Genomic DNA, 23653 nt, shown 5'->3' with positions numbered 1-23653 from the left:
TCATTATGGGCAATCGCGCCTTGCCGCCCTACCCATTTCGGGCAAGGTCGCACCCGATGACCGATCGCCGGCCGCAATCCGTATCCGTGCTGCCGCCCTATAATCGCGGCCGGTTGCTGGTGCGCCTGCTCGCGGAGATGCAGACCAGCGCCACCGCATTCGGGCTGCGGGTGTTCGACGGGGATCTCGACCGGGCGATCCTGTTCATGGTGATCGCGCGCCAGAGCGGCGTGTTGTCGCAACTGTCCGACGGCCATGCCGGGCCGGGCGGGCGCGGCGCCAAGGCGATCAGCATCAATGCGCTGGCGGCTTCGATGTCGCGTCCGTTCGAGACGGTGCGCCGCCATGTGAAGGCGCTGACCGAAGCTGGGCTGTGCGTTCGCACGCCGGCCGGCGTGATCGTGCCGGCGGACGTCTATGACCGGCCGCACGTCGCCGCGCTGTTCCGCACGCATCATGACGTGCTGGTGCGGCTGATGGAGGACATGCTGTGGTTCGACATGCCGCTGCCCGAAGCGCGTCCTCAGGTCGCCTATGACTGGCGAACCGGGCTGGTCGCGGCGCACGACATCCTGCTGACCGGGCTCGAATTCCATGCTGCGCGATACCGCTCATGGCTCGATCTGGTCATCGTCATCACCATCATGTGCGCGAATGCGCGGCCCTTCACCTATGACCGCAAGGTCTCGCTTCACTATTCCGACTTTAACCGGCTGCCGTCGGAGAATATGCGCGCGCCGGTTCCCGCCAGCGTGGTCGCCCGCGCGATGGGGCTGCCGGCGTCGACCACCCAGCGGCGCGTGAACCTGCTGCTCGATGCCGGGGTGCTGATCCGCAAGCCGAACGGGCTGATGGTGTCCGAACCCACGCTCAACGACAGCCGCGGGATCGAGGACAGCCGCAGCAGCACCGACCATACCCGCCAGATCTTCGCGCGGCTGGCGGCGGGCGGCTTCCGCTTCGACAAGCCGGACCTGTGCTATGTCGAAAAGCGGCCGGAGCTGATCGCGTTCACCTAACGCCATTCCTCGCGATAGATCAGCGCGGGCGAATACATGTTCAGATATTGCGCCAGCCGGGGGCGATCCGCGCGGTTCGGGCTTGCGCTGTGCGGCAGGGCCTGGTGCCAGAGGATCAGGTCGCCCGCGTTGGCCGCGATGGTGATCGCCTCCGCGCTGAGGTCGATCTGCCGCGGGTCGGCGTCGCCGATCTCGTCCAGCCAACTCTCCAGCCGGCGATGGAAGCCGGGCACCAGCTCGAGCGCGCCCTGATCCGCGCTTGTGTCGGTCAGGTACAGCAGGCCCTGCGTTGCGAAGGGAATGGGCGGGACGAGACTGACGTCCCAGTGCAGCCGCACTCCTACCGACGGCACATTCTGGAGCGTGACGGGCGGGTTGAAGCTCATCCGGTCGACGATCGTCCACAGGTCCGCGGTGCCCCAGAGCTGGGCATAGGCCTTGTGGATGCGGGCTGAGCGGCGCAGCGCGTCCTGGGCCGCGCTCTGATATTGCTCGATCATGATCGAGGCCTGGTCGGAGTACCAGCTTGCCGGATCGCCGGGCGTTGCGCCGACAAGGTCCCACAGCAGTTCGGCGGCGGACGCGGCTTCGGCGGGCGACACCGCATTGCGCAGGATCACATAGCCATCGCGCTCCCACGCCGCGAGATCGGCCTCGTCGAGCGCCGGTGGCATCGCGTCGATCGCGTTGAGATATTCGCGCATCGCCTCGGGCGGCTCGATCCCGTCGAGCCAGGCATGATAGCGCGCGACGACGAGCGGATCGGGCGCCCCGGCGGTTTGACGGATCCATGTTTCGAACCCGGCATAATCCGGCCGGTCGTGGTGGAGGTGGCGCATCACCTGGCCCAGCCCGACACCCAGCGCGTCGAGCCGCATCCGCGCCGCCATGTCGAGCGGCGAGGGCGGCGCGTGACCCGCGAAACCCGCCCAGAAGCGGTGCAGGCCACGGATCATCTCGTCTTCGGCAACCAGCGCGTCGCTCACTCGATCGGCAGCCCGAACATCAGCGCGCGGACATATTTGGCCGGCGGCGAACCGTGGCTCAGCACCGCGTCGTTATAGGTCTTGAGGTCGAACGATGCGCCCTGCCGCTTCCGCGCCTCCTCGCGCAGCGCGATATGCTCGGCATAGCCGACATAATAGCTGAGCAGCTGGGTGGAGCTGAGGTTGGCGCGGGTCCATTTGCCCGATGCCTCGCGCTCCTGCTGGAACGCGCCCTTGGTCATCAGCGTCATTGCCTGATCGCGGGTCATGCCCTCGGTCTGGATGCCGATGTCGAGCAGGGTGTTGGTCACTGAGCGCAGCCGCATCTTGAGCACGGTCATCTTGAACAGCGGATCGCCGTTCAGATAGTTCGCGTCCGCCATCAGGCTCTCGGCATAGACCGCCCAGCCTTCGACGAACGATCCCGATCCCAGCACCGCGCGCAGCACCGAGGGATTGCCGTTGGAATGCGCGATCTGGAGATAATGGCCCGGCATCGCTTCATGGATGCTCAGGTCGTGGATCATGTAATTGTTGTATTCGCGCAGGAACGACGTCGCCTGATCGTCGCTCCATTCCTCCGGGATCGGCGAGATGGCGTAGAAGGTATCGAGGTTACGTTCCAGCGCGCCGGGGCTGTCGCAATAGGCAACGGCGAAGCCCTGCTGGAACTTGGGCATGGTGATGATCTTTACGGGCGTATCCGGCACGGTCATCAGCTGCTTCTCGCGGACGAAGGCGGTCGCCTCCGCAAGCGTTGCCTTGGCCTTGTCCATCAGTTCGGTGCGCGGCGGACGCTGGGCGTAGCTCAGCTCCAGCGCGGCTTCGATCGCCTTCTGCTGCTGCTCCGCATTCGGTGCGTCGGGCAGTTCGGGCGCACCCGGACGGCCCTTCAGGACTTGCCGCGCAAGGCCGTACATCTCGACGCGAATGTCCTTCGCCGACTGCTCGGCCTTCGCCTTCAGTTCGGCGCGGGTCATGGTCGAAAGCAGGGCGAAGCGCATCTTCTGGTCGTACCGCTCGGGCCCGAGGCGGAAATCGCCCTTGGCCTGCGGCACCAGCACCTCGTCGAGCCATTTCTGATGTTCGGCCACCGCGACCCTGAGACCGGCCAGCGCCTTGTCGAACCGCGCCTGATCGGCGGCGTTCAGCTCGCTCTTATGCGGCGCCAGCATCGATTCGGCGATCTCGACGATGCCGCCATTCTGCCGCGACACGGTCTGCGCGAAGACCAGGGGCACGCGCGCGGGGACGAGTTGCTTGCGGGTCTCGGCGAGCAATGCGGGCAGTTTTTCCATCCGCGAGGTCGCGGACTTCAGCCTCTGGCCCCAGGGCGCGAAATCGCGCGCGGCGAGGCCGTAGAGCGATCCACCGGCGATATCGTTGTAGATCTGCGCGTCCCATGCCCAGTTCTGCAGCGTATCGAGCTGCCACAGGTCATATTTCAGCGCATTTTCGAGCAGCGCCGCATCGACCTGGCTGTCGCGGCTGAGCTTGCTGCGATCGATCTTCGCCAGCTCGGCCAGCAGCGCGCGGTCGAACGCCGCCGCCTGAGTGCGCCCGGCGGCGCTGATGTCGGGCAGCTCGCCGTCAAAGGCGTGATTGCCCAGCGTGGTGGCATAGGTCGGCGAGAGCTTGGCGAGGCCATCGATATAGCGTTTGGCGAGCGTGGCGAACGCCGTCTCGGCCGGGTTGGCCGCAGCCTGCTCCGAACGGAGCGGTGCGGTGGCGAAAGCGAGTGCCGAAGTGGCGAGCAGGGCGGCGGCGATAAGGCGCATGGGAATTCCCCTGAAAGTCTGATCGCCAGACCCTAGTCGCGGCTGCTGGTTTTGAAAGAGCGAAGGGGCTAGGCGCTGCACATGACCTTCGCTCTCGACCATTTCGATCTCGACGCCTTCGTCGCTGCCACGCTTGCCGAGGATCTCGGCGCGGCGGGCGACATCACTTCCGCAGCCGTGATTCCCGCCGATGCCGTGTTTCGCGGCGTGATGGACAGCCGCGACGCGATCGTCGTGGCGGGCCTGCCGATCGCGGAGGCGTTCTTCCGCGCGCTCGATCCCGACGTCGAGATCGAGCGGCTGGTGGAGGATGGCCAGACCGTGCCCGGCGGCACCGATCTGCTGCGCCTGCGCGGCAAGGCGCGGGCGATGCTCACGGCCGAGCGCTCGGCGTTGAACACCGTCCAGCACCTTTCCGGCATCGCGACGATGACGCGGACCTATGTCGATGCGATCGCGGGCACCGGCGCGACGTTGCTCGATACGCGCAAGACGCTGCCCGGCCTGCGCTTCCTCGAGAAATACGCCACGCGGATGGGCGGGGCGACCAATCACCGCATGGGCCTGTGGGACGCGGCGATGATCAAGGACAATCACGTCGCGGTCGCCGGATCGGTCGGCGAGGCGGTGCGGCGCGCGGTGGATGCCGGGATCGCCAGCATCATCGTCGAAGTCGACCGGATCGACCAGATCGCACCTGCGCTCGAAGCGGGGGCGACGCATCTGCTGCTCGACAATATGGGGCCGGGAATGCTGCGCGAAGCCGTGGCGCTGGTCGGCCGGCGCGTGCCCACCGAAGCCTCGGGCGGGGTGCGGCTCGATACGATCCGCGCGATCGCGGAGACCGGCGTGACCTATGTCAGCGTCGGGCGCCTGACCCAGTCGGCCCCGGCCGCCGATGTCGGGCTGGACTTCGCGGCGGCATGATCCGTCTGGTTCGGTTCGCCGGGGCGCTGCTCGCGCTGACGCCCGGTGTCGCATCGGCGCAGGCGCTGATGTGTCGTGCGCCCGCGACTCCGCCGGTCCCGCGCCCCGATCTGCCGAGCGAGCGCGAGCCGAGCCGCGTGGTGCCGATCGGTTCCTATACCTTGGCGCTTACCTGGAGCCCGGGCCATTGCCGCGCGAACGGGAGCGATCCCGATGCGCGCTTCCAGTGCCGCAGCGGCAACCGCTTCGGCTTCACGCTCCACGGCCTGTGGCCCGACGGCAAGGGCCGCGAATGGCCGCAATATTGCGCCGCCACGACGATCGTGCCGCCCAGGGTAGTGCGCGAGACGATGTGCGCGACGCCCGACGCACAGCTGATCCAGCACGAATGGGCCAAGCACGGCACCTGCATGGACGTGACGCCCGCCGAATATTTCCGGCAGGCGCGGCAGCTCTACGGCGCGCTGCGCTTCCCCGACATGAACGCCCTGTCGCGCCGGTCCCTGACCGTTGGGCAGTTCAAGAAGCGGCTGGTGGCGGTGAACCCGCGCCTGCCCGAGGACGCGATCCGGGTGACCGTGACGCGGCAGGGCTGGCTCGACGAACTCTGGCTGTGCCTCGACACAAGCTATCGCTACACACGCTGCCGGCCGAACAGCGGCGGCACCGCCGACAGCGTCCCGCTCAAGATCTGGCGGGGCGGGCGCTGAGCCTTATTTCTGGTTGATCGTCACGCTCGACGGGTGATGCTTGTCGAGGTGGCGGCGGATGATCCGCAGGTTGCGCGAGTTCGAGCGGAAGAAGAAGTCGGGGATCACGCCGACGACGGGCACGGCGCCGAGCAGCCAGTCGAAGCCGACATTGCCCATCATGCGCATCACCGCGCTCTTCGGCATGTTCAGGTTGCGCGCTTCCCAGACCATATAGGCGCCCATCAGGCCCGCGACGGTGGTGCCGGCAAAGGGGATCGCGCTCAGGATCACGTCGAGGCCGATCCTCTGATTGGTGCCGGGGATCGTGATGATCCCCTCCATCAGCTTTTCCATCGCTTCGACTCGCTGGCGGACGGCGGTCGCCTCCTTGCCCAATATGCCCTTGCCGATCGGTCCCGATGCCATTCGCGTGGTCTTGGCCATAGCCCTCACTCGCCTTCGTTGCGCAGGTGGTTCAACGGGTGCCAGGCCCGCGTGTTCCCCTGCCAGCCGTTCAGCCGCGCCGTTACGATAGCCCAACGAAAGGGAACTGCGATAGGGATGTATGCTGCGTCCGCAGTCAGGGCGATGTCGGCCTCCGCGATCCGCTGCGCACGGCTGGACAGGTCGGGTGCTTCACGCGCGGCCTCGATCGCCGCCATCGCTTCGGGCGAGCACAGGCGGCAAGCAGTGACCAAGAACCACCGCCCGCTGTCATAGGGTGCAACTTCGTCGATCAGCCGCAGCTCGGCATCGTCGCCGATCGCCACGCGCTGCGGACTGATCCCGATCGACAGCAGCGACTGGGCCACCGCCCCCCATACCAGGGTCGATCCCGGCCCCGGCGGCAGCGCGATGCGAACGACCAGCTTGCCCGGATGCGCCTGCCGCCATTTCTGGACCAGTTGCCGGGCATTCTCGCGCCGGGCATCGAGCGGGAGCGGCCCCCAGGGAGCGATCGCCGGCGCCGCGGCCGAATCGAGCTGAAGCGGCAGCAGCGCCTCGACCGTCTGCCAGTCGGGATGGAAGGCGCGGGTCAATGCCGCCCGGTCGATCGACATGGCGAGCGCGGTGCGGTTCGCGGGATCGGCGAGGAAGCCTTCGCGCGAGACGACCGCTAGGCCGAACAGACCCAGCGCGGGATCGATCTTCACGCGCTCCTGGGGCGGATTGATCACCTGCAGGATCGGCCAGTCGGCGAAGCTGCCGCCAAGGATCGCATCGACCTTGCCCGCGCGGAAGCGCCCGACCGCCATCGCTGCCCGCTCGCCGCGCAGCAGGATCGGCTGTACCCGGCGCGGCGCGGCATCGTCGTCGATCGCCATATGCGCCGGATCGGGTGCGGGGCGGAGCAGCAATGCGTCGCCGATCCGCTCGGCGGCCAGCGGTCCGCTGCCGCCGGCGGGACCGGTGCGGAAGATCGCGAGTTCGGGCTGGGCGAACAGCTTGAGCAGATCCGGCCGCGGGTTGCTCAGCCGCACCTCGATCACCTGCGGCGTCATCTCGACGATCTCGTCGATCACCACGAGGAACGGCGCCAGCGCATTGCGGCTGTTCCGCGCGGTGGCTCGGCGCAGGATGCGGACGACTTCGGCGGCGGTAACCGGCTGGCCATTGGCCCACACCGCGTCTTTCAGGCGGAAGATGTAGCTGCGCCCGTCCTCGGCCACGGTCCAGCGCTCGGCCAGTCCCGGCTCGATCTGTCCGGCGGCATCGAACCGCACCAGCCCCTGCGCGGTGGCGGCCATCAGCAGCCGGTCCGGCGCGTCGAGCGGGCCGGCATCGGGATCGGTGAGCGTCGCCGCGCCGCCGATCGCGCTGACCACGATCGGCGCATCCGCCGCACGCCCGCCATCGCATCCGGCAAGCGCCAGCGCGAAGATCAGGGGCAGGATGGGGCGGATCATGGCCGTTTCCGGAAAGGGAGACGCGCCGGGTCTATGGCGAGGGGAGGGCGCTGCCAACCCCCGATGCGGGCATGTCACCCGAGCCGGGAACTGAGGCCAAACCAAAAACGGACCCGAAGGGTCCGCAAGGCCGAAGGCCGCCCGAGCTTATGCGAGGAAAGCCAAGCGGGCGGACGCCCGCACCGGCGATTGAGGCCAGGCAAAAACGGACCCGAAGGGTCCGCAAGGCCGAAGGCCGCCCGAGCTTATGCGAGGAAAGCCAAGCGGGCGGACGCCCGCACCGGCGATTGAGGCAAACAAAAATGGTGCGGACGGCGGGACTCGAACCCGCACGCCCCGAGGGGCAGAAGATTTTAAGTCTCCGGCGTCTACCGGTTCCGCCACGTCCGCATGTCTTTGTGGAAAGACGGTACCAGCCCGCTCCCCCACCCGGCCACCCAATGGCAGTGTATTCTATGGGTGGCCGGGTGGGGGAGCTGGCTGGTACCGTCCGAACGCGCTTCAGCGCATTCGCAAACAAGCCTCAATCCACGTTGAGGCGCGCGCGCATTTCCTTGCCGGGCTTGAAATAGGGGACGCGCTTGGCGTCGACATCGACCGTTTCGCCGGTGCGCGGGTTGCGGCCGGTGCGGGCATCGCGGGCGCGGGTGGAGAAAGCGCCGAAGCCGCGCAGTTCGACGCGGCCATCCTGCGACAGCCGATCGGTGATCTCGTCGAAAAAGACCGAGACGATCTTCTCGACTTCCCGGATCGACAGGCCGGGATTTTCCTCAACCAGAGCCTGAACGAGTTCCGAACGGATCATCCGCACCCTCCCATTGGCGCCGTGGGTCTGCGGAACATCCGCGGCGCTGTAACCCCAAGAGGGTCAACCGTAGCGCTGTTACGCAACATGCAGCAACCCGAAGATGGGGCTGATGCACATAAATATATAAGGAAAAGGGGAGCGGCGGGCTGCCGCTCCCCCAAACCGGGTCAGTTCTTCTCGTTGCGGGCCTTCAGCGCCTCGCCGAGGATGTCGCCCAGCGACGCGCCCGAATCGGACGAGCCGTACTGCTGAACGGCCTGCTTCTCTTCGGCGATCTGCATCGCCTTGACCGAGAAGGTCGGCTTCTTCGAACGATCGAAGCCGGTGACCATCGCGTCGAACTTCTGGCCGACCTGGAAACGCTCCGGACGCTGCTCGTCGCGGTCGCGGCCGAGATCGGTGCGCTTGATGAAGCCGGTCGCGCCATCGTCGCCAGCCTGAACTTCGAGGCCCGCATCGCGGACTTCGAGGACGGTCACGGTGACGACCGCGTTCTTGTTCAGCTTGTCGCCGCCAGCAGCCACGACAGCGGCCGACGGGCCGCCGCGCTCGAGCTGCTTCATACCGAGCGAGATGCGCTCCTTGTCGGGCTCGATCGCCAGAACGATGGCCTTCACGGTCTCGCCCTTGCGGTGCAGGTTCAGTGCGTCTTCGCCCGAAATGCCCCACGCGATGTCGCTCATGTGGACCATGCCGTCGACGTCGCCGTCGAGGCCGATGAACAGGCCGAATTCGGTGGCGTTCTTGACTTCACCCTCGACTTCCGAGCCCACCGGATGCTGTTCGGCGAACGCATCCCACGGGTTGTTCTGGGCCTGCTTGAGGCCGAGCGAGATGCGGCGCTTCTCTTCGTCGACCTCGAGCACCACGACTTCGACTTCCTGCGAGGTCGAGACGATCTTGCCCGGATGGACGTTCTTCTTGGTCCAGCTCATTTCCGAAACGTGGACCAGGCCCTCGATGCCGGCTTCCAGCTCGACGAATGCACCATATTCGGTGATGTTCGTCACGCGGCCCGACAGCTTGGCACCCAGCGGGTACTTGGTCGATGCACCTTCCCACGGATCGCTCTCGAGCTGCTTCATGCCGAGCGAGATGCGCTGGGTGTCGCGGTTGATGCGGATGATCTGCACCTTCACCGTGTCGCCGATGTTCAGCATTTCCGACGGATGCTGGACGCGCTTGTAGCTCAGGTCGGTGACGTGCAGCAGGCCGTCGATGCCGCCCAGATCAACGAACGCACCGTAGTCGGTGATGTTCTTGACGACGCCGTCGATCACCTGGCCCTCGGCCAGCGACTGGATCAGGCCCGAACGCTGCTCGGCGCGGGTCTCTTCGAGAACGGCGCGGCGCGAAACGACGATGTTGCCGCGCTTGCGGTCCATCTTCAGGATCTGGAAGGGCTGCGGGATGTCCATCAGCGGGGTCACGTCGCGGACCGGGCGGATATCGACCTGCGAGCCGGGCAGGAAGGCCACGGCGCCGTTCAGGTCGACGGTGAAGCCGCCCTTCACGCGGCCGAAGATCACGCCTTCGACGCGAGCGGTCTTGGCGAATTCGGTTTCCAGCGAATCCCATGCGGCTTCGCGGCGGGCGCGGTCGCGGCTGAGCATCGCTTCGCCATTGGCGTTCTCGACGCGGTCGACATAGACCTGCACTTCGTCGCCGACCTTCAGGTCAGCCTTCTGGCCGGGCATGGCGAATTCGCGGAGCGGCACGCGGCCTTCCGACTTCAGGCCGACGTCGATGACGGCGAGGTCGTTTTCGATGCCGGTGACGGTGCCGATGACGACGCGGCCTTCAAAGCCGTCCGCCGCACCAAGGGTCTGTTCGAGGAGAGCCGCGAAATCGTCGCGGGTCGGGTTTGCCGAAGTGGCCATAGAGGATGGTTCCTAAGTTTGTTTTTCCGGCCAACCGGTTGAATCCGGTGGTCTTTAAGGCCGAAACACCGCGGCGGCCCCATGCCGTTCGCGGTATCCGTTGCGCGAAAGCGTGCGGCGGAAGACAGAACGCACATGAAAATGCGAAAAGGGCGCGTGAGGTCGAACTCCGCACCTTCCACCGCGAGCCAACGCTCGCCGGACGGGCGCGCACATAGCGTGAGAGGGGGCGGGTGGCAAGGTGAGTCGGTGGCGTGCGCCCCGGAATCAGCGCCGCTTGGGCAGTTCCCACGACCGGAACTTCACCGTCGGGCGCGCGGTCCCGTCCAGCCGATCGACGCGGATCAGCTGCACGGGGCGATCCAGCATCTGACCGGCCATCGCGCCATAGCCTCCGCCTGAGGGCTTCGCGAGGATGCGCTTGACCACGTCCATGCCCGAAACGACGCGCCCGAACGCTGCATAGCCGGGATTGCCGGGCTTCGCGTCGAGGCTTGCCGCAGGGCCGGACAGGATCGAGAAATTGCCGTTCGCCGAATTGGGATAGGCGCCGCGCGCCATCGAGATAACGCCGTCGGTGTGGCGGATCCCGGTGACGTTGGTCGGCTCGAGCGGGACGGGGACGAGCATCCGGCGCGCATCGGTACCGATCCCGCCCTGGATGAAGCCCTGGCCCGGCGCGCCCTTGCGGCGCGAGGCGCGATAGAAGGTGGTGCCCGCAAACCGCCCGTCATCGACATAGGCAAGGAAATTGGCGGTCGTCTTCGGCGCGCGCTTTGCATCGAGCGCGACCACGATCGATCCTTCGGACGTGACGATCCGCACGCGCACCATGCCGGGGATAGGCTTGTCCTGCGCCGGATCGGGGGCAGGCCCGGCGGCCAGCCCGAAGATCATCAGCGCGGCGAGGATCAGAACACGCATCGAACGAAGCTCAGTCGGCGGCGGCGCTTGCCTTGGCCGCCATCTTCGCTTCGACCAGCGAGACCGCGCGCTGGACCGCGGCGTCGATCGACAGGAAGCTGGTGTCGAGCAGTTGCGCGTCGGGCGCGGCCACCATCGGCGAATTGCTGCGCTTGGCGTCGCGCTCGTCGCGGGCGCGGATGTCGTTCAGCACCTTGTCGAGGCTGGTCAGGATGCCCTGCTTGCGCAGCTCCATATGCCGCCGCTGCGCGCGGATCATCGGCGTGGCCTTCACGAACAGCTTCACCTCGGCGTCCGGGGCGATGACGGTGCCGATATCGCGCCCGTCGAGCACTGCGCCGCCTGCCTGATGGGCGAACTTCTTCTGACGCAGCAGCAGCGCGGCACGCACCAGCGGGTGCGCCGAGACGATCGACGCCGCCTTCCCGACTTCCTCGCTCTTCAGCCACGGATCGTCGAGCGTATATTCGTCGAAGCTGCATGCGGAGACCGCATCGGTCTCGTTCGCCGGATCGAACTCGTCCTTCAGCACCGCCGCCGCGACGGCGCGATACAGCAGCCCCGTATCGAGGTGCGGCAGGCTGTAATGCTTCGAGAGCGCGCGAGCGATCGTGCCCTTGCCCGATGCTGCCGGTCCGTCGACTGCGATGATCATGTGCGGCAAAGTGGACTACTCGGTAAGCGCGTCAAGAGTGGCGAAAAAATTAGGGTAGCTGGTGGCGACCGGGGCTACGTCGTCGATGCTGACGGGCAAGCGCGATACGAGTCCAGCCACGGTCATGCTCATCGCGATACGATGATCGAGTTTCGAGGCGACCTGAGCGCCGCCGTCCAGCGGTTCGCCGGCCGAACCCTGGATCGCGAGCCCGTCTTCAAACTCTTCTACAGCCACGCCGATCGCGGTCAGCGCTTCGGCCATCGCCGCGATCCGGTCCGATTCCTTCACGCGCAGTTCGTGCGCGCCGCGCGCCACGGTGCGGCCGTCGGCGCAAGCAGCGGCGACGAACAGGATCGGATATTCGTCGATCATGCTCGGCGCGAGTTCGGGCGGCACGTCGATCGCGCGGAGCGGCGCATGGCGCACGCGCAGATCGGCGACCGATTCGCCGCCAACTTCGCGCAGGTTCACTTCGGTGATGTCCGCGCCCATCAGCTTGAGCGCCGTCACCAGCCCCGAGCGCGTGGGGTTGAGGCAGACATTGGCGATGGTCACGTCCGAACCCGGCACGATCGACGCCGCGACCATCCAGAAGCCTGCCGACGAGGGATCGCCCGGCACCACGATATGCTGCGGCTTCAATTCTGCCTCGCCGCGGATCGAGATGATCTTGCCTTCCGGGCCATCCTCCACGGTCAGCTCCGCGCCGAATCCGCGCAGCATCCGCTCGCTATGGTCGCGCGTCGGAACCGGCTCGATCACCCGCGTGATGCCCGGGGTGTTGAGCCCCGCCAGCAGCACCGCCGACTTCACCTGCGCCGACGCGACCGGCAGCGTATATTCGATCGGCACCGCCGGATTGATCCCGCGCACCATCAGCGGCAGGGTTTGAGTGCCATTGGCGCCGGGGCTGGCGGTGAATTCCGCGCCCATTTGCGACAGCGGCTCGATCGCCCGGCCCATCGGCCGCGACGAGAGCGAGGCGTCGCCGATGAAGGTGACGCTGATTGGATGGCTGGCGACGAGTCCCATCAGCAGCCGGGTCGAAGTGCCCGAATTGCCCATGTCGAGCGCCTGTTCCGGCTGAAGCAGGCCGCCCACACCGACGCCATTGACGCGCCACACCGCATCGTCGCCGCGCTCGATCGTGGCGCCCATCGCCCGCATCGCCGCGGCGGTGGCCAGCACGTCCTCGCCCTCCAGCAGGCCTTCGATCCGGCTTTCGCCCACCGCGAGCGCCGAGAACATCAGGCTGCGATGGCTGATCGACTTGTCGCCGGGGACGGTAAGGGCGCCGCGCAGCGGGCCGCGCGCGGAAATGCTCAGGGGGGAGGGGGCTGCGTTCGACATCGCGGCGGCTTTGACAGCCGCCTTGCGCTATGGCAAGGCGCGCCCCACTTTCCGGGCCAACACCCGAAATCCAGTCATTTTGAAAGGCAAGAGGCATCACATGGTGAAGGCCGAATGGGGTACCAAGCGTGGGTGCCCGAAATGTGGAACGCGTTTCTACGATCTGACCAAGGACGAGCCGGTCACCTGCATCAGCTGCGGCTATGCCTGGGCGCCCGAGCCGATCCTGAAGTCGAAGCAGCCGCTGCCGTTCGAGCAGGTCAAGGCTGATCCGGACAAGGCAAGCGCGGATTCGGATCTGGGCGACGAGGATCTGGACATCGTTTCGGCTGACGACGAAGAACCGTCGCCGGACGACGATGTCGATCTGGGCGGTGACGACGACCTCGGCGTCGAAACCGGCGGAAACGACGACGACAACTAATTTCCAGGGATCGGCAGGCGGGGACGAAAACCCGCTTGCCATCCCCGCGATGGCCTTCTAATGGCCACGCCTCCCCGGGGATACCAGCCGGGGTTTGGGGCCGTAGCTCAGCTGGGAGAGCGCTGCAATGGCATTGCAGAGGTCAGGGGTTCGATCCCCCTCGGCTCCACCATTTCCCTTCGGAAAATATTTCCGCCTCGGTCGGTCGTCCCTGGGGGCTCCACCATTTCCTCATCGATAGGCTTTTCTCGAGTTCGGGCGTCATGTCGTCCGGAACGTCGACGCATGGCGCGGGACCGATGGCTGGTCTCCAAATATGCGATTTCCCACGCCGTTCCCAATGCGGCTATCGGCTGGTCCCAGGAGAGGGGCTGAAATGACAGCTGGGAATCCCAAAATACTTATCGTGGGCGGCGGAATCGGCGGGCTGAGCGCGGCGATCGCGCTTCGATGAAGACCCTGGGCTGGCCGATGAACTGGTGAAGGTCGGCTTTCCCTATTCGGGCTTCGAAATGCAGGATCCAGAGGGCAGGACGCTCTTCAGCTTTCCCGGGCCGAAGCTGGCGGGCGAGGATTATCCCTCCGATCTGGGCATGGCGCGTCCCGCGATGCATCGATCACGTTGCAGGCGCCGGACAATCGCTGGTCGCTGACGGGCTTCATCAACAATATCGAGGATGTCGAGGTTCTGTCCTCCGGCATTTCGCGCCCGGTGGTGCAGACCGTCTATGTCTCGCTTCGCCCGCCGCGCACCTATGGCGTGCGCGCCAGCTTCAAATTCTGACTCTCCGAGTGACCTGGGCGGCTTCGGCCGCCCATTTTTTCGAAATCCAATCATGACCGAAGCAGCGGGACGCAGAATCGAGGAATATGCATTTACCCCGGCCTCGGGCCGTCCGGCGCTTGCCGTGTACGAGCGCGGGCCAACCGGCAGGATGGGCGCCGCGCGGCTCTATCTCAAGGAACGCGGCAAAGCGCTTTGCGCTCTCGCCGCCGCCGGTGTAGCGGCGGCGGCCCATGCCCAAGCCCGCGACTCTCGGCCTCGATTTCGGCACGACCAATTCGGTCGCGGCGCTCGCGCGCGGCGCGACGTCGGATCTCGTGCCGATCGACGCGCCTGACGGACCCGCGCCGGTGTTCCGTTCGGCCCTGTGCTTCTGGGAGGATGAGGGCATTCGCGGCGGCATCGCGGCCGAGGCTGGCCCCTGGGCGATTGCGGAGTATCTCGAATATCCGCAGGGCAGCCGCTTCATCCAGTCGTTCAAGTCGGTCGCGGCCAGCGCCAGCTTCGAACATGGGACGGTGTTCGAACGGCGGTACCGGTTCGAGGATCTTGGCCGGCTGTTCATCGAGAAAATGGCCGCGCGCGCGGGCAGTGCATTCAGCGAGGCCGGACGGATCGTCGTCGGCCGCCCGGTCGAATATGCCGGGCATCGGCCCGACGAAGCGCTTGCGCGAGAACGATACGACGCGATGTTCGCTTCGACGGGTGCCGAGATTCACTATGTTTATGAGCCGCTTGGCGCAGCGTTCAGCTATGCTTCGCGCATTTCCGATCCGGCAACGATCCTGGTCGCGGACTTCGGCGGCGGCACCAGCGATTTCTCGGTCGTGCGGATCGAAGCGCCCGGCGCGGCGCGGCGGTGCGTACCGCTGGCCCATGCCGGCGTCGGCATCGCGGGCGACCGGTTCGACTATCGCATCGTCGACCGGCTGGTCATGCCGCTGCTCGGCAAGGGCGGTTCCTATCGGTCGTTCGACAAGGTGCTGGAGATTCCACGCGGCTATTTCGCCGACTTCGCCGATTGGTCGCGCCTCGCGCTGATGCGCAACCGTCGGACGCTGGCCGATCTGGAAAAGCTGCGCCGCGCCGCGCTCGATCCCGATGCGATCGCGCGGATGATCGCGATCATCGAGGAAGAGCTCGGCTTCCGCCTCTACGAAGCGGTCGGGCAGGTGAAGCGTGACCTGTCGTCGGCCGATACTGCCATCTTCGCGTTCAGCGGGGCCGGGGTCGATATCGAGGCCGAAGTGTCCCGCGCCGATTTCGAGGACTGGATCGCGCCGGACGTGGTGCGGATCGAAGGCGCCGTCGATCGCGCACTGGCGCTCGCCGGAACCGAACCCGCGGCGATCGACCGCGTGTTCCTCACCGGCGGCTCGTCGCTGATGCCGCGCATCCGCCGCCTCTTCACCGATCGTTTCGGCGAGGCGCGGATCGCCAGCGGCGGCGAACTCACGTCGATCGCGCATGGCCTCGCGCTGATCGGGCAGCAGGACGACCTTTCCGCCTGGACGAGCTGATCAGCGGGGGCATAGGTCCGACGCGATCGAGATGCGCGGCGCTTCGATGCCCGAGGGCACCACGTCGTGAAAGACATGCGCCGGGAAGATCGTCAGCCAGCCTTCCTCGGCCGGGATATGCCGCGTGCCCCAGCAGCCCTGATGCCCTCCTGCCGGCTCGTCGCACACGCCCAGCACCAGCGCGCCGCGATGATCGCCGGCATCGCGCAGCGGTTCGGGCACCTGCGCGTGATAGACCGACGAGATCAGCCCGCGCGGATGGATATGCTGCCGGTTGCGCCCGTCGCGGCGCAGCACCGTCGTCGCGGTCTGCAGGATGACGGGATTGCGGGGCAGGGGAAGGATATCCGCCAGTCCCATCGCTTCCCGCCGCGCCATGTAATCCTGCATCGCCTGCCGCGTGAATGCCTGGAGCGCGGCCATCGCCGGCCCGTCGAGCCGGGGGCGATAGTTGATCGAGACGCGCGCGCCCTCGCGCGCTGCTGGCGGATCGGCGAGGATCTCGGCGGCCAGGGCCCGGTTGAACGCTTCGCGTCCTTCCGGCGGATCGAACCGTATCCGCATCACATGCCGTTCCAGATCGACCAGCGACCGGGCTTCCTCGTGCCGTCCCAGCTTGCTCAGCGCGATTGCGCGAAAGGCGCGCGTCACCGCCGTTTCGCGCAGCGCCGGGGTCACCGTGTCGCAATAGGCCAGCAGCGGCGCGGCATCCTCGTCCGCCGCCATCATCCGCATCGCTGCGCGCATTGCCATCAGGGGCCATCCGCCCAGCGTCACGGCGCGTCTGAACTCCGCCAATGCCTGCGCGCGCAGGCCCAGTGCGGCAAAGGTCAGCCCGCGCGCGTGATGAAGCGCGGCGGTTGGGCCGTCCTGCAATCCGCGCTCGCACGCGCGCATTGCGTCCCCCTTGCGATCGAGCGCCAGATAATGTTCCGCCAGCCTGGCCCAGTCGCGGAATGCAGGATTGGCTTCGCTGGCGGCGATCGCGGCTTCATGGTCGCGGCGAGTGAAGCCCTCGGGCGGCAGGCTCTCCGGCTCGGCTGGGGTTCGCCACTCCATCGCATGGCCATAGGCGCGGGCGCAGGGGCCTGCAAACAGGCCGGGCTTGCATGGCAACGGTGACAGCGTCCATATGTCCGCGATTGCAGGCGCGGTTGCGCCCTGCGCGGGAGTGACGATGAGCAGCCGTCCGACGATCAAGGAAGTCTCGAAGATCGCCGGGGTCTCGTTCAAGACCGTCTCGCGCGTCCTCAACAACGAAAAGCATGTCAGCGAAGCGACCCGGCGCAAGGTCGAGGAAGCCGTCGCCACGCTCAACTTCCGGCCGAGTCACGCCGCGCGCACGCTGGCCGGGCGGCGGTCGTTCCAGGTCGCGCTCATCTACGACAATCCCAGCCCCTATTATGTCTATCACGTCCAGACCGGCGCGCAGGAACGCTGCGTGGAGCTCGGCTTCCGGCTGCTGCACCAGCCGTGCGACAGCAAGTCCGACGATCTGATGCCCAGCGTCACAGCGCTGATCGACGAGGCGCATCTCGATGGCGTGATCATTTCGCCGCCGGTCAGCGACGCGATGGGGCTGATCGACGAACTGGAGCGGCGCAACATCTCGCATGTCCGCATCGCGCCCGGCATCCGCCGCGGGGCGGGGCTGACCGTTTCGATCGACGATATCGCCGCCGGGCGGGAGATGACGGAATATCTCCTCAGCCTCGGCCATCGCGCGATCGCGTTCATCAAGGGCCCGTCCAACCATATCTCGTCGGACGAACGGCTTCAGGGCTATCGCGCCGCGCTCGACGCTCATGGCGTGGCGTTCGATCCTGCGCTGGTGGTGCAGGGCGACTACAGCTTCGTGTCGGGCCGCAAGGCGGCGCAGGCGCTGCTCGATCTGCCGACGCCGCCGACCGCGATCTTTGCCGGCAACGACGATATGGCGGCGGGTGCGCTTGCCGTGGCGCACGAGCGGGACATCGCAGTGCCCGCGCAGCTTTCGATCGCCGGGTTCGATGATACCGATCTGGCGCGCGCGGTGTGGCCGCCGCTGACCACGATCCACCAGCCGGTGCGCGATCTGGCCTATGCCGCGGCGAACCTGCTGCTGGGCGGCGAGAGCAAGAGCGAGCAGCTCACGCTGGAACATACGCTGCAGAAGCGTGCTTCGACCGGGCCCGCGCCAACGCGCTGAGTTCGGACGGCGCGTTAAGCTTATCCCGTCCCAAAGGTGAACATCGCTTAACCACAACGCGCACTGGCGAAATTCGTAAACGAGTCGTTAACTCGTTGCCATGAAACGCCAGCTCCTGCTCGCCCCCGCGCATCGCGGCCATCCGATCCGCCAGACGGTCCTCGAGGCCCGCGCGCTGGAGCGCAAGCGCCGCGACGACAGCGACCTGAAGCTGTTCCTGCTCAGCTTCTCGGCCTTCTTCGTCTGCTTCACGACGTTCTTTTTGTAAGACGGCTCCGGCCTGCTCCCCCACCCGGCCACCCATAGAATAAACTTCCGTTGGGTGGCCGGGTGGGGAGCGGGCCGGTACCGCGTCCGGCGCCCGCCGGGCCTCAGTCGAGACTGACGGTGCTGTCCATCTCGTGCGCCTTCTCGGCCTGATACAGCCGCCAGCCGCATAGCGCCGAGATCACGCAGAGCAGCAGCACGACGAGGATCGCGTCGGAGACGCTGACGCCGACCTCGGTCACGCCGAGGATGCCGACCGATCCGAACACCATGAAAGCCGAGTTGACGATGTTGTTCGCCGCCACGGTGCGCGAAGTCTGCGACTTGTCGACGGTGGTGGTGAGGAAGGCATAGAGCGGTACCACGAACATGCCGCCGGTGATGGCGATCATGATGAGATCGAGCAGCACGCGCCACGTGCCGGGCATCGACAGGAATTCGCGGGTCGTCGCCAGATTTTCCGGGGTGCCCGACCAGCCGCGCGCGCTGAGATAGAAATCGAACACGAAGATCGCCATCGCCAGCACCGACAGCGGGGCATAGCGCGCCGAGACCTTGCCCTTGAGCAGCCGGTTGATGATCACCGAGCCGATCGCGATGCCGACCGAGAAGATGCCCAGGAACACGCTGGCCACGTCCTTCTGGGCATGGAAAACGTTCTTCACCAGCGGCGGAAACAGCACGGCCAGCACTGCCGCGATCGTCCAGAACACGCTGATCGCGATGATCGCGAGGTACAGCCGCTTGATGTGCAGCGTCGCGGCGATCAGTCGGTAGGACGAGCGGAAGATGTTCCAGTCGAGCTTGAGCTTCGTCACTGGCGGCGCGGTGGGGATGTGGGTCGACGAGAACCAGCCGATCCCGGCCACGGCTACCACCGCGACCGCCGCGACGTGCGGATCGAGCAGGCCGCCCGCGATCGTGCCGCCCAGGATGGCGATATAGGTGCCGGCCTCGACCAGGCCGGTGCCGCCCAGCACCTCGTCGGGCGCCATATGCTGCGGGATGATCGCGTATTTGATCGGGCCGAAGAAGGTCGAATGGATGCCCATGCCGACCAGAGCCACGAGCATCAGCGGCAGGTTGCCGATGAAGATGCCCGTCGCGCCGACCAGCATGATCAGCACTTCGGCCATCTTGATGATCCGCATGATGCGGGCCTTGTCGTAGCTGTCGGCCAGCTGGCCGGCGAGTGCCGAGAACAGGAAGAAGGGCAGGATGAACAGGCCGGTGGCGATCGCGCTGAACTGCGTCTCCGCCTCGACACTCTTGTAGATCTCATAGGTGGCGAAGAACACCATCGCGTTCTTGAAGAGATTGTCGTTGAACGCGCCCAGGAACTGGGTGACGAACAGCGGCAGGAAGCGCCGCTGCTTGAGCAGGCCGACCGAAGTGATCATGCGGGAAGATAGCCCTGTGCCGTGGCGAATTGGCGCAGGGCATAGCCGAGGCAGGCAAGGGGCTTCAATGCGTTAATGCCGCATTGGCTTCGCGCGGTGCGGCGATGGGGCGGAACAAAGACCGTGAGCCGCCCGCTTTCGCCAGCGAGACGAAAGGACTACATCGCCCAGATGCTGACCCTGCCCAACATCCTCACCCTGTCGCGGATCGTTACGGTGCCGCTGCTTGCTGCGTTCCTGTGGTGGCCCGAATGGGATGTGGGATACGCCATCGCCTTCGCGATATACGCGCTGATGGGCGTGACCGACTATTTCGACGGCTATCTCGCCCGCGCGCAGGGCACGGTGTCGAAGCTGGGCGTGTTCCTCGATCCGATCGCGGACAAGATCATGATCGCGGCGGTGATCCTGATGCTGTGCGCCAAGGGCGTGATCCCCGGCCTGCACGTCATCGCGGCGCTGATCATCCTGATCCGCGAGATCGCGGTATCGGGCCTGCGCGAGTTCCTGGGAGGCATCCAGGTCTCGATGCCGGTGTCGCAGCTGGCCAAGTGGAAGACGGCGTTCCAGCTGGGGTCGCTGGGCTTCCTGATCTTCGCGCCGGCCATGCCCAGCTGGGAATGGGTCCATCCGGCGGGGCTGGTGTTCCTGTGGATCGCCGCCGCGCTGACCGCGATCACCGGGTGGGACTATCTGCGGATCGGCCTGAAGCACATGGATACGTGATGGACCTGTTGTACTTCGCCTGGGTCCGCGAACGGATCGGGACCGGCGCCGAGCAGGTCGATCCTCCTGAAGCGGTAGTCAATGTCGCCGACCTGATCTGCTGGCTGGCAACGCGCAGCCCGGGCCATGCCGAAGCCTTTGCCGAACCGGCGCGGCTGCGTGCGGCGATCGACCAGCGGTTCGTGCCGCTCGACGCCGAGCTGGGCGGCGCGAAGGAAGTGGCGATCTTTCCGCCGGTGACGGGTGGTGAGGGGCTGGGCGGATGATCCGCGTTTCGGTCCAGCCCGCGCCGATCGACCTCGCGACCGAGATTGCGGGCGCAGAGGCGCGCGGGGCGGGGGGCATCGCCAGCTTCACCGGATCGGTCCGCGCCGACGACGGCGTAACCGAACTGACGCTGGAACATTATCCCGGCATGACCGAAGGCGCGCTGATCGGGATGGCCGAGGAAGCGTTCGTCCGGTGGAATTTGCTGGCGGTGACCGTGGTTCACCGCGTGGGACCGATGGTGCCGGGCGACCATATCGTGTTCATCGCGACCGCGGCGGCGCACCGGAAGGAAGCGCTGGAAAGCTGTGCCTATCTGATCGACCGGCTGAAGACCGACGCGCCCTTCTGGAAGCATGAGAAGCGCGGCGAGGTTTCGGCTTGGGTCGAAGCGAAAGCCAGTGACGAAGCCGCAGCGGGGCGCTGGGTCTAGCGCGATGCCGCCAGTACGCCTGCCAGCAGCCTGAAATCCTCCACCCGGGGGCTGGCCTTGCGCCATGCCAGCGCGATCTTGCGCGAGGCGTTTTCGGCCTCCAGCGGGCGCGCCGCGACGTTGGTGTGGTCGAGGATGCCGGCGTCCACCGCCATCGCGGGGAGCATCGTCACGCCGAGGCCGTTGTCGACCATCTGCACCATCGTGTGGAGCGAGGTGCCCATCATCGTCGCTTCGGCGCGCAGTTCGGGGCGGTTGCACGCGGCCAGCGCGTGATCCTTCAGGCAATGCCCGTCCTCGAGCATCAGCAGGCGCGTCGCGTCGATGTCCTCGGGCCGGATCGCGGGATCGCGCATGTTCGGCTCGTCCCGCGGGAAGGCGACGTAGAGCGCATCGTCGAACAGAGGCGCGATTTCGACGTCGCCGCAGGCATAGGGCATCGCCAGCAGCACACAGTCGGCGCGGCCATGATTGAGCGCTTCGCACGCCTGGCTGCTCGTTTCCTCGCGGAGGAACAGCTTGAGGTCGGGATATTCCTTGCGCAGCCGGGGCAGGATGCGCGGCAGGAGGAAGGGGGCGATGGTGGGGATCACGCTCATCCGCATCTCACCCGACAGCGGGCGGCCGGCGGCGCGGGCCATGTCGCCGAGCTCGTCGGCTTCGCGCAGGACGAGCCGGGCCTTGTCGACGATCCGTTCGCCCAGCGGCGTGAAGCGGACGACGCGGCGGGTGCGCTCGACAAGAACCACGCCGATCAGCGTTTCGAGCTCGCGGATGCCGGCGGACAGGGTGGACTGGGTGACGAAACACGCCTCCGCCGCGCGGCCGAAATGGCCGGAATCATGCAGCGCGACCAGATATTGGAGCTGCTTGAGCGTCGGGAGGTAGGTTTGCGCCATTGATCGGTCCGGTCGATTGATGGGGCGGGATGTAAGTGATGCGGGCGATCAATACAATTCCTCCCCGAGCTTGCTCGGGGAGGGGGACCGCCGGCGTAGCCGGTGGTGGAGGGGCCGCCGGGCGAAGCGCGGCGGTGCTCGCTATCAGGAGAACTACACCGCCGCTTTGCGGCGGCCCCTCGTCATCGCTTCGCGATGCCACCTCCCCCAGCGATCTGGGGGAGGAATAGGTCACGCCGCCTCGGCCACCGGCTCCGGCAGGCGGATCAGGTAATCGAACGCCGAGAGAGCTGCGGTCGAACCCGCGCCCATCGCGATCACGATCTGCTTGTACGGTACCGTCGTCGCGTCGCCCGCAGCGAAGATGCCGGGCTGCGACGTTTCCCCGCGCGCGTCGATCTCGATCTCGCCGCGGTTCGACAGGGCGATCGAGTCCTTCAGCCATTCGGTGTTCGGGACGAGGCCGATCTGGACGAAGATGCCTTCCAGCGCGACGTCATGCTCGATGCCGGTGTTGCGGTCCTTATAGACGAGGCCCGAGACCTTCTCGCCGTCGCCATCGACGCGGGTGGTCAGCGCCGAGGTGATGATCTTCACGTTGGGCAGGCTCGCCAGCTTGCGCTGAAGCACCGCGTCGGCGCGCAGATCGCTGTCATATTCGATCAGCGTGACGTGCGCGACGATGCCGGCCAGATCGATCGCCGCCTCGACGCCCGAATTGCCGCCGCCGATCACCGCGACGCGCTTGCCCTTGAACAGCGGGCCGTCGCAGTGCGGGCAATAGGCCACGCCCTTGTTGCGATACTCGTCCTCGCCGGGCACGCCCATCTGCCGCCAGCGCGCGCCGGTGGAGAGGATGATCGTCTTCGACTTGAGCGATGCGCCATTGGCCAGCACGACTTCATGCAGTCCGCCTTCGAACTTGGCCGGGATCAGCTTCTCGGCACGCTGAAGGTTCATGATGTCGACGTCGTAATCCTTGACGTGCTGTTCGAGCTGCGCGGCGAGCTTGGGCCCTTCGGTGTGGCTGACCGAGATGAAATTCTCGATCCCCATCGTGTCGAGCACCTGCCCGCCGAACCGCTCGGCGACGACGCCGGTGCGGATGCCCTTGCGCGCGGCATAGATGGCCGAGGCCGCGCCGGCGGGGCCACCGCCGATCACCAGCACCTCGAACGGATCCTTCGCCTTGATCTTCTCGGCTGCCTTGGCCTCCGCGCCGCTGTCGAGCTTCGCGACGATGCCGCCCAGCTCCATCCGGCCCTGCCCGAAGGGTTCGCCATTGAGGAACACGGTGGGCACGGCCATCACCTTGCGGCTGTCGACTTCGTCCTTGAACAGACCGCCGTCGATCGCGGTGTGGCTGATCCGCGGGTTGAGCACCGCCATCAGGTTCAGCGCCTGCACCACGTCCGGGCAGTTCTGGCACGACAGCGAGAAATAGGTTTCGAAGGCGAAGTCGCCGTCGAGATTGCGGACCTGCTCCAGCAGATCCTGCGCCTCGCGTGACGGGTGGCCGCCGACCTGCAGCAGCGCCAGCACCAGCGAGGTGAATTCATGGCCCAGCGGAATGCCGGCGAAGCGGACGCCGATATCGGTTCCGGTGCGGCGGATCAGGAAGCTCGGGACACGCTTGTCGCTGCCGGCGACGACCGACACCTTGTCGGACAGCGCGGCGATTTCGTTCAGCAGTTCGCCCAGCTCGCGCGACTTCGCATCGTCACCCAGCGACGCGACCAGTTCGATGGGTTCGCGGATATTGACCATATAGGCCTTGAGCTGCTGCGTGAGATTGGCGTCGAGCATTTTGGAACTC

The 23653-nt window shown here is 66.5% G+C and carries 24 protein-coding genes and 2 tRNA genes; 12 read left to right on the top strand and 14 right to left on the bottom strand.

Annotated elements, in window-relative coordinates:
- The first annotated feature begins 56 nt into the window (after positions 1-56).
- Complete coding sequence (locus tag HHL13_RS11185) at positions 57-1019, top strand: ArsR family transcriptional regulator (RefSeq protein WP_240953683.1); 963 nt, start codon at positions 57-59, stop codon at positions 1017-1019.
- On the opposite strand, the gene HHL13_RS11180 is transcribed toward HHL13_RS11185, so the two are convergent.
- Complete coding sequence (locus tag HHL13_RS11180; protein ID WP_206376902.1) at positions 1016-2005, bottom strand: phytanoyl-CoA dioxygenase family protein; 990 nt, start codon at positions 2003-2005, stop codon at positions 1016-1018. The genes HHL13_RS11185 and HHL13_RS11180 overlap by 4 nt on opposite strands.
- Positions 2002-3783: a DUF885 domain-containing protein gene (locus HHL13_RS11175; protein WP_169555736.1), complete on the bottom strand. Its 1782-nt coding sequence runs from the start codon at positions 3781-3783 to the stop codon at positions 2002-2004. Before HHL13_RS11175 ends, HHL13_RS11180 begins: the two co-directional genes overlap by 4 nt.
- A gap of 81 nt (positions 3784-3864) precedes the next feature.
- On the opposite strand from HHL13_RS11175, the gene nadC reads away from it, so the two are divergent.
- Positions 3865-4710, top strand: a complete 846-nt coding sequence (gene nadC, locus HHL13_RS11170) for a carboxylating nicotinate-nucleotide diphosphorylase (protein ID WP_169555735.1) — start codon at positions 3865-3867, stop codon at positions 4708-4710.
- Positions 4707-5420, top strand: coding sequence for a ribonuclease T (locus HHL13_RS11165; RefSeq protein ID WP_169555734.1), 714 nt, complete (start codon positions 4707-4709; stop codon positions 5418-5420). Before nadC ends, HHL13_RS11165 begins: the two co-directional genes overlap by 4 nt.
- 3 nt (positions 5421-5423) lie before the next feature.
- Here the strand turns inward: HHL13_RS11165 and HHL13_RS11160 are convergent, their stop codons facing one another.
- The 8 genes from HHL13_RS11160 to aroA form a co-directional block, all read right to left on the bottom strand.
- Entirely contained in the window at positions 5424-5846 is a 423-nt protein-coding gene (locus HHL13_RS11160; protein ID WP_169555733.1) for a DUF4112 domain-containing protein, read from the bottom strand.
- A gap of 5 nt (positions 5847-5851) precedes the next feature.
- Positions 5852-7309, bottom strand: coding sequence for an ABC transporter substrate-binding protein (locus HHL13_RS11155; protein WP_169555732.1), 1458 nt, complete (start codon positions 7307-7309; stop codon positions 5852-5854).
- A gap of 303 nt (positions 7310-7612) precedes the next feature.
- A tRNA-Leu gene (locus HHL13_RS11150) sits at positions 7613-7699 on the bottom strand.
- A gap of 133 nt (positions 7700-7832) precedes the next feature.
- Positions 7833-8114, bottom strand: coding sequence for an integration host factor subunit beta (locus HHL13_RS11145; protein WP_169555731.1), 282 nt, complete (start codon positions 8112-8114; stop codon positions 7833-7835).
- A gap of 170 nt (positions 8115-8284) precedes the next feature.
- The gene (gene rpsA / locus HHL13_RS11140; RefSeq protein WP_169555730.1) at positions 8285-9997 is read right to left on the bottom strand and encodes a 30S ribosomal protein S1; all 1713 of its coding nucleotides are present in this window, start codon (positions 9995-9997) and stop codon (positions 8285-8287) included.
- Between the two features lie 267 nt (positions 9998-10264).
- Positions 10265-10921 (bottom strand): peptidylprolyl isomerase, encoded by a 657-nt coding sequence (locus tag HHL13_RS11135; protein ID WP_169555729.1) that lies wholly within the window; start codon positions 10919-10921, stop codon positions 10265-10267.
- Positions 10922-10931: 10 nt separating this feature from the next.
- A complete protein-coding gene (cmk, locus tag HHL13_RS11130; protein WP_169555728.1) occupies positions 10932-11576 on the bottom strand; it encodes a (d)CMP kinase in 645 nt (214 codons plus the stop codon).
- Positions 11577-11591: 15 nt separating this feature from the next.
- The gene (gene aroA / locus HHL13_RS11125) at positions 11592-12929 is read right to left on the bottom strand and encodes a 3-phosphoshikimate 1-carboxyvinyltransferase (RefSeq protein ID WP_169555727.1); all 1338 of its coding nucleotides are present in this window, start codon (positions 12927-12929) and stop codon (positions 11592-11594) included.
- A 100-nt stretch (positions 12930-13029) separates the two neighbouring features.
- Between aroA and HHL13_RS11120 the strand changes: the two genes are divergently transcribed.
- The 4 genes from HHL13_RS11120 (at position 13030) to HHL13_RS11105 (ending at position 15657) form a co-directional block, all read left to right on the top strand.
- Entirely contained in the window at positions 13030-13353 is a 324-nt protein-coding gene (locus HHL13_RS11120; protein WP_169555726.1) for a TIGR02300 family protein, read from the top strand.
- Positions 13354-13449: 96 nt separating this feature from the next.
- Positions 13450-13525: transfer RNA gene (locus HHL13_RS11115), tRNA-Ala, on the top strand.
- Between the two features lie 450 nt (positions 13526-13975).
- On the top strand, positions 13976-14137 hold the full coding sequence (locus tag HHL13_RS11110; RefSeq protein WP_169555725.1) for a hypothetical protein: 162 nt from the start codon (positions 13976-13978) through the stop codon (positions 14135-14137).
- A 233-nt stretch (positions 14138-14370) separates the two neighbouring features.
- Positions 14371-15657, top strand: a complete 1287-nt coding sequence (locus HHL13_RS11105; protein ID WP_169555724.1) for an Hsp70 family protein — start codon at positions 14371-14373, stop codon at positions 15655-15657.
- On the opposite strand, the gene HHL13_RS11100 is transcribed toward HHL13_RS11105, so the two are convergent.
- Entirely contained in the window at positions 15658-16857 is a 1200-nt protein-coding gene (locus HHL13_RS11100) for a putative 2OG-Fe(II) oxygenase (RefSeq protein WP_169555723.1), read from the bottom strand.
- On the opposite strand from HHL13_RS11100, the gene HHL13_RS11095 reads away from it, so the two are divergent.
- Positions 16835-17845 carry a LacI family DNA-binding transcriptional regulator gene (locus HHL13_RS11095; protein ID WP_169555722.1) on the top strand — a complete coding sequence of 337 codons (1011 nt, stop codon included), beginning with the start codon at positions 16835-16837 and terminating at the stop codon, positions 17843-17845. The genes HHL13_RS11100 and HHL13_RS11095 overlap by 23 nt on opposite strands.
- 100 nt (positions 17846-17945) lie before the next feature.
- Entirely contained in the window at positions 17946-18113 is a 168-nt protein-coding gene (locus tag HHL13_RS11090) for a hypothetical protein (protein ID WP_169555721.1), read from the top strand.
- Between the two features lie 103 nt (positions 18114-18216).
- Here HHL13_RS11090 and HHL13_RS11085 read toward each other — a convergent pair whose 3' ends face one another.
- The gene (locus HHL13_RS11085) at positions 18217-19512 is read right to left on the bottom strand and encodes an MFS transporter (protein WP_169555720.1); all 1296 of its coding nucleotides are present in this window, start codon (positions 19510-19512) and stop codon (positions 18217-18219) included.
- A 171-nt stretch (positions 19513-19683) separates the two neighbouring features.
- On the opposite strand from HHL13_RS11085, the gene pgsA reads away from it, so the two are divergent.
- From pgsA to HHL13_RS11070, 3 genes are read left to right on the top strand one after another with little or no spacing between them, the layout of a single operon-like run.
- A complete protein-coding gene (gene pgsA, locus HHL13_RS11080; protein ID WP_169555719.1) occupies positions 19684-20238 on the top strand; it encodes a CDP-diacylglycerol--glycerol-3-phosphate 3-phosphatidyltransferase in 555 nt (184 codons plus the stop codon).
- On the top strand, positions 20238-20504 hold the full coding sequence (gene moaD, locus HHL13_RS11075; RefSeq protein ID WP_169555718.1) for a molybdopterin converting factor subunit 1: 267 nt from the start codon (positions 20238-20240) through the stop codon (positions 20502-20504). Before pgsA ends, moaD begins: the two co-directional genes overlap by 1 nt.
- On the top strand, positions 20501-20938 hold the full coding sequence (locus HHL13_RS11070) for a molybdenum cofactor biosynthesis protein MoaE (RefSeq protein ID WP_169555717.1): 438 nt from the start codon (positions 20501-20503) through the stop codon (positions 20936-20938). The genes moaD and HHL13_RS11070 overlap by 4 nt, the downstream gene beginning before the upstream one ends.
- Here the strand turns inward: HHL13_RS11070 and HHL13_RS11065 are convergent.
- Complete coding sequence (locus HHL13_RS11065; protein WP_169555716.1) at positions 20935-21837, bottom strand: hydrogen peroxide-inducible genes activator; 903 nt, start codon at positions 21835-21837, stop codon at positions 20935-20937. The genes HHL13_RS11070 and HHL13_RS11065 overlap by 4 nt on opposite strands.
- 231 nt (positions 21838-22068) lie before the next feature.
- Complete coding sequence (gene ahpF / locus HHL13_RS11060; RefSeq protein WP_169555715.1) at positions 22069-23643, bottom strand: alkyl hydroperoxide reductase subunit F; 1575 nt, start codon at positions 23641-23643, stop codon at positions 22069-22071.
- Between the last annotated feature and the right edge of the window lie 10 nt (positions 23644-23653).

The organism is Sphingomonas sp. G-3-2-10 (genome assembly GCF_012927115.1).
GTDB lineage: Bacteria > Pseudomonadota > Alphaproteobacteria > Sphingomonadales > Sphingomonadaceae > Sphingomonas.
This window is presented reverse-complemented; position numbering and strand designations above follow the sequence as displayed.

What these genes read in the sequence shown, in the direction of transcription:
- HHL13_RS11185 (WP_240953683.1), top strand. Translation starts at nt 57, where the DNA reads ATGACCGATCGCCGGCCGCAATCCGTATCCGTGCTGCCGCCCTATAAT.
- HHL13_RS11175 (WP_169555736.1), bottom strand. Translation starts at nt 3,783, where the DNA reads ATGCGCCTTATCGCCGCCGCCCTGCTCGCCACTTCGGCACTCGCTTTC.
- nadC (WP_169555735.1), top strand. Translation starts at nt 3,865, where the DNA reads ATGACCTTCGCTCTCGACCATTTCGATCTCGACGCCTTCGTCGCTGCC.
- HHL13_RS11165 (WP_169555734.1), top strand. Translation starts at nt 4,707, where the DNA reads ATGATCCGTCTGGTTCGGTTCGCCGGGGCGCTGCTCGCGCTGACGCCC.
- HHL13_RS11160 (WP_169555733.1), bottom strand. Translation starts at nt 5,846, where the DNA reads ATGGCCAAGACCACGCGAATGGCATCGGGACCGATCGGCAAGGGCATA.
- HHL13_RS11155 (WP_169555732.1), bottom strand. Translation starts at nt 7,309, where the DNA reads ATGATCCGCCCCATCCTGCCCCTGATCTTCGCGCTGGCGCTTGCCGGA.
- HHL13_RS11145 (WP_169555731.1), bottom strand. Translation starts at nt 8,114, where the DNA reads ATGATCCGTTCGGAACTCGTTCAGGCTCTGGTTGAGGAAAATCCCGGC.
- rpsA (WP_169555730.1), bottom strand. Translation starts at nt 9,997, where the DNA reads ATGGCCACTTCGGCAAACCCGACCCGCGACGATTTCGCGGCTCTCCTC.
- HHL13_RS11135 (WP_169555729.1), bottom strand. Translation starts at nt 10,921, where the DNA reads ATGCGTGTTCTGATCCTCGCCGCGCTGATGATCTTCGGGCTGGCCGCC.
- cmk (WP_169555728.1), bottom strand. Translation starts at nt 11,576, where the DNA reads ATGATCATCGCAGTCGACGGACCGGCAGCATCGGGCAAGGGCACGATC.
- aroA (WP_169555727.1), bottom strand. Translation starts at nt 12,929, where the DNA reads ATGTCGAACGCAGCCCCCTCCCCCCTGAGCATTTCCGCGCGCGGCCCG.
- HHL13_RS11120 (WP_169555726.1), top strand. Translation starts at nt 13,030, where the DNA reads ATGGTGAAGGCCGAATGGGGTACCAAGCGTGGGTGCCCGAAATGTGGA.
- HHL13_RS11105 (WP_169555724.1), top strand. Translation starts at nt 14,371, where the DNA reads ATGCCCAAGCCCGCGACTCTCGGCCTCGATTTCGGCACGACCAATTCG.
- HHL13_RS11095 (WP_169555722.1), top strand. Translation starts at nt 16,835, where the DNA reads ATGAGCAGCCGTCCGACGATCAAGGAAGTCTCGAAGATCGCCGGGGTC.
- HHL13_RS11090 (WP_169555721.1), top strand. Translation starts at nt 17,946, where the DNA reads ATGAAACGCCAGCTCCTGCTCGCCCCCGCGCATCGCGGCCATCCGATC.
- HHL13_RS11085 (WP_169555720.1), bottom strand. Translation starts at nt 19,512, where the DNA reads ATGATCACTTCGGTCGGCCTGCTCAAGCAGCGGCGCTTCCTGCCGCTG.
- pgsA (WP_169555719.1), top strand. Translation starts at nt 19,684, where the DNA reads ATGCTGACCCTGCCCAACATCCTCACCCTGTCGCGGATCGTTACGGTG.
- moaD (WP_169555718.1), top strand. Translation starts at nt 20,238, where the DNA reads ATGGACCTGTTGTACTTCGCCTGGGTCCGCGAACGGATCGGGACCGGC.
- HHL13_RS11070 (WP_169555717.1), top strand. Translation starts at nt 20,501, where the DNA reads ATGATCCGCGTTTCGGTCCAGCCCGCGCCGATCGACCTCGCGACCGAG.
- HHL13_RS11065 (WP_169555716.1), bottom strand. Translation starts at nt 21,837, where the DNA reads ATGGCGCAAACCTACCTCCCGACGCTCAAGCAGCTCCAATATCTGGTC.
- ahpF (WP_169555715.1), bottom strand. Translation starts at nt 23,643, where the DNA reads ATGCTCGACGCCAATCTCACGCAGCAGCTCAAGGCCTATATGGTCAAT.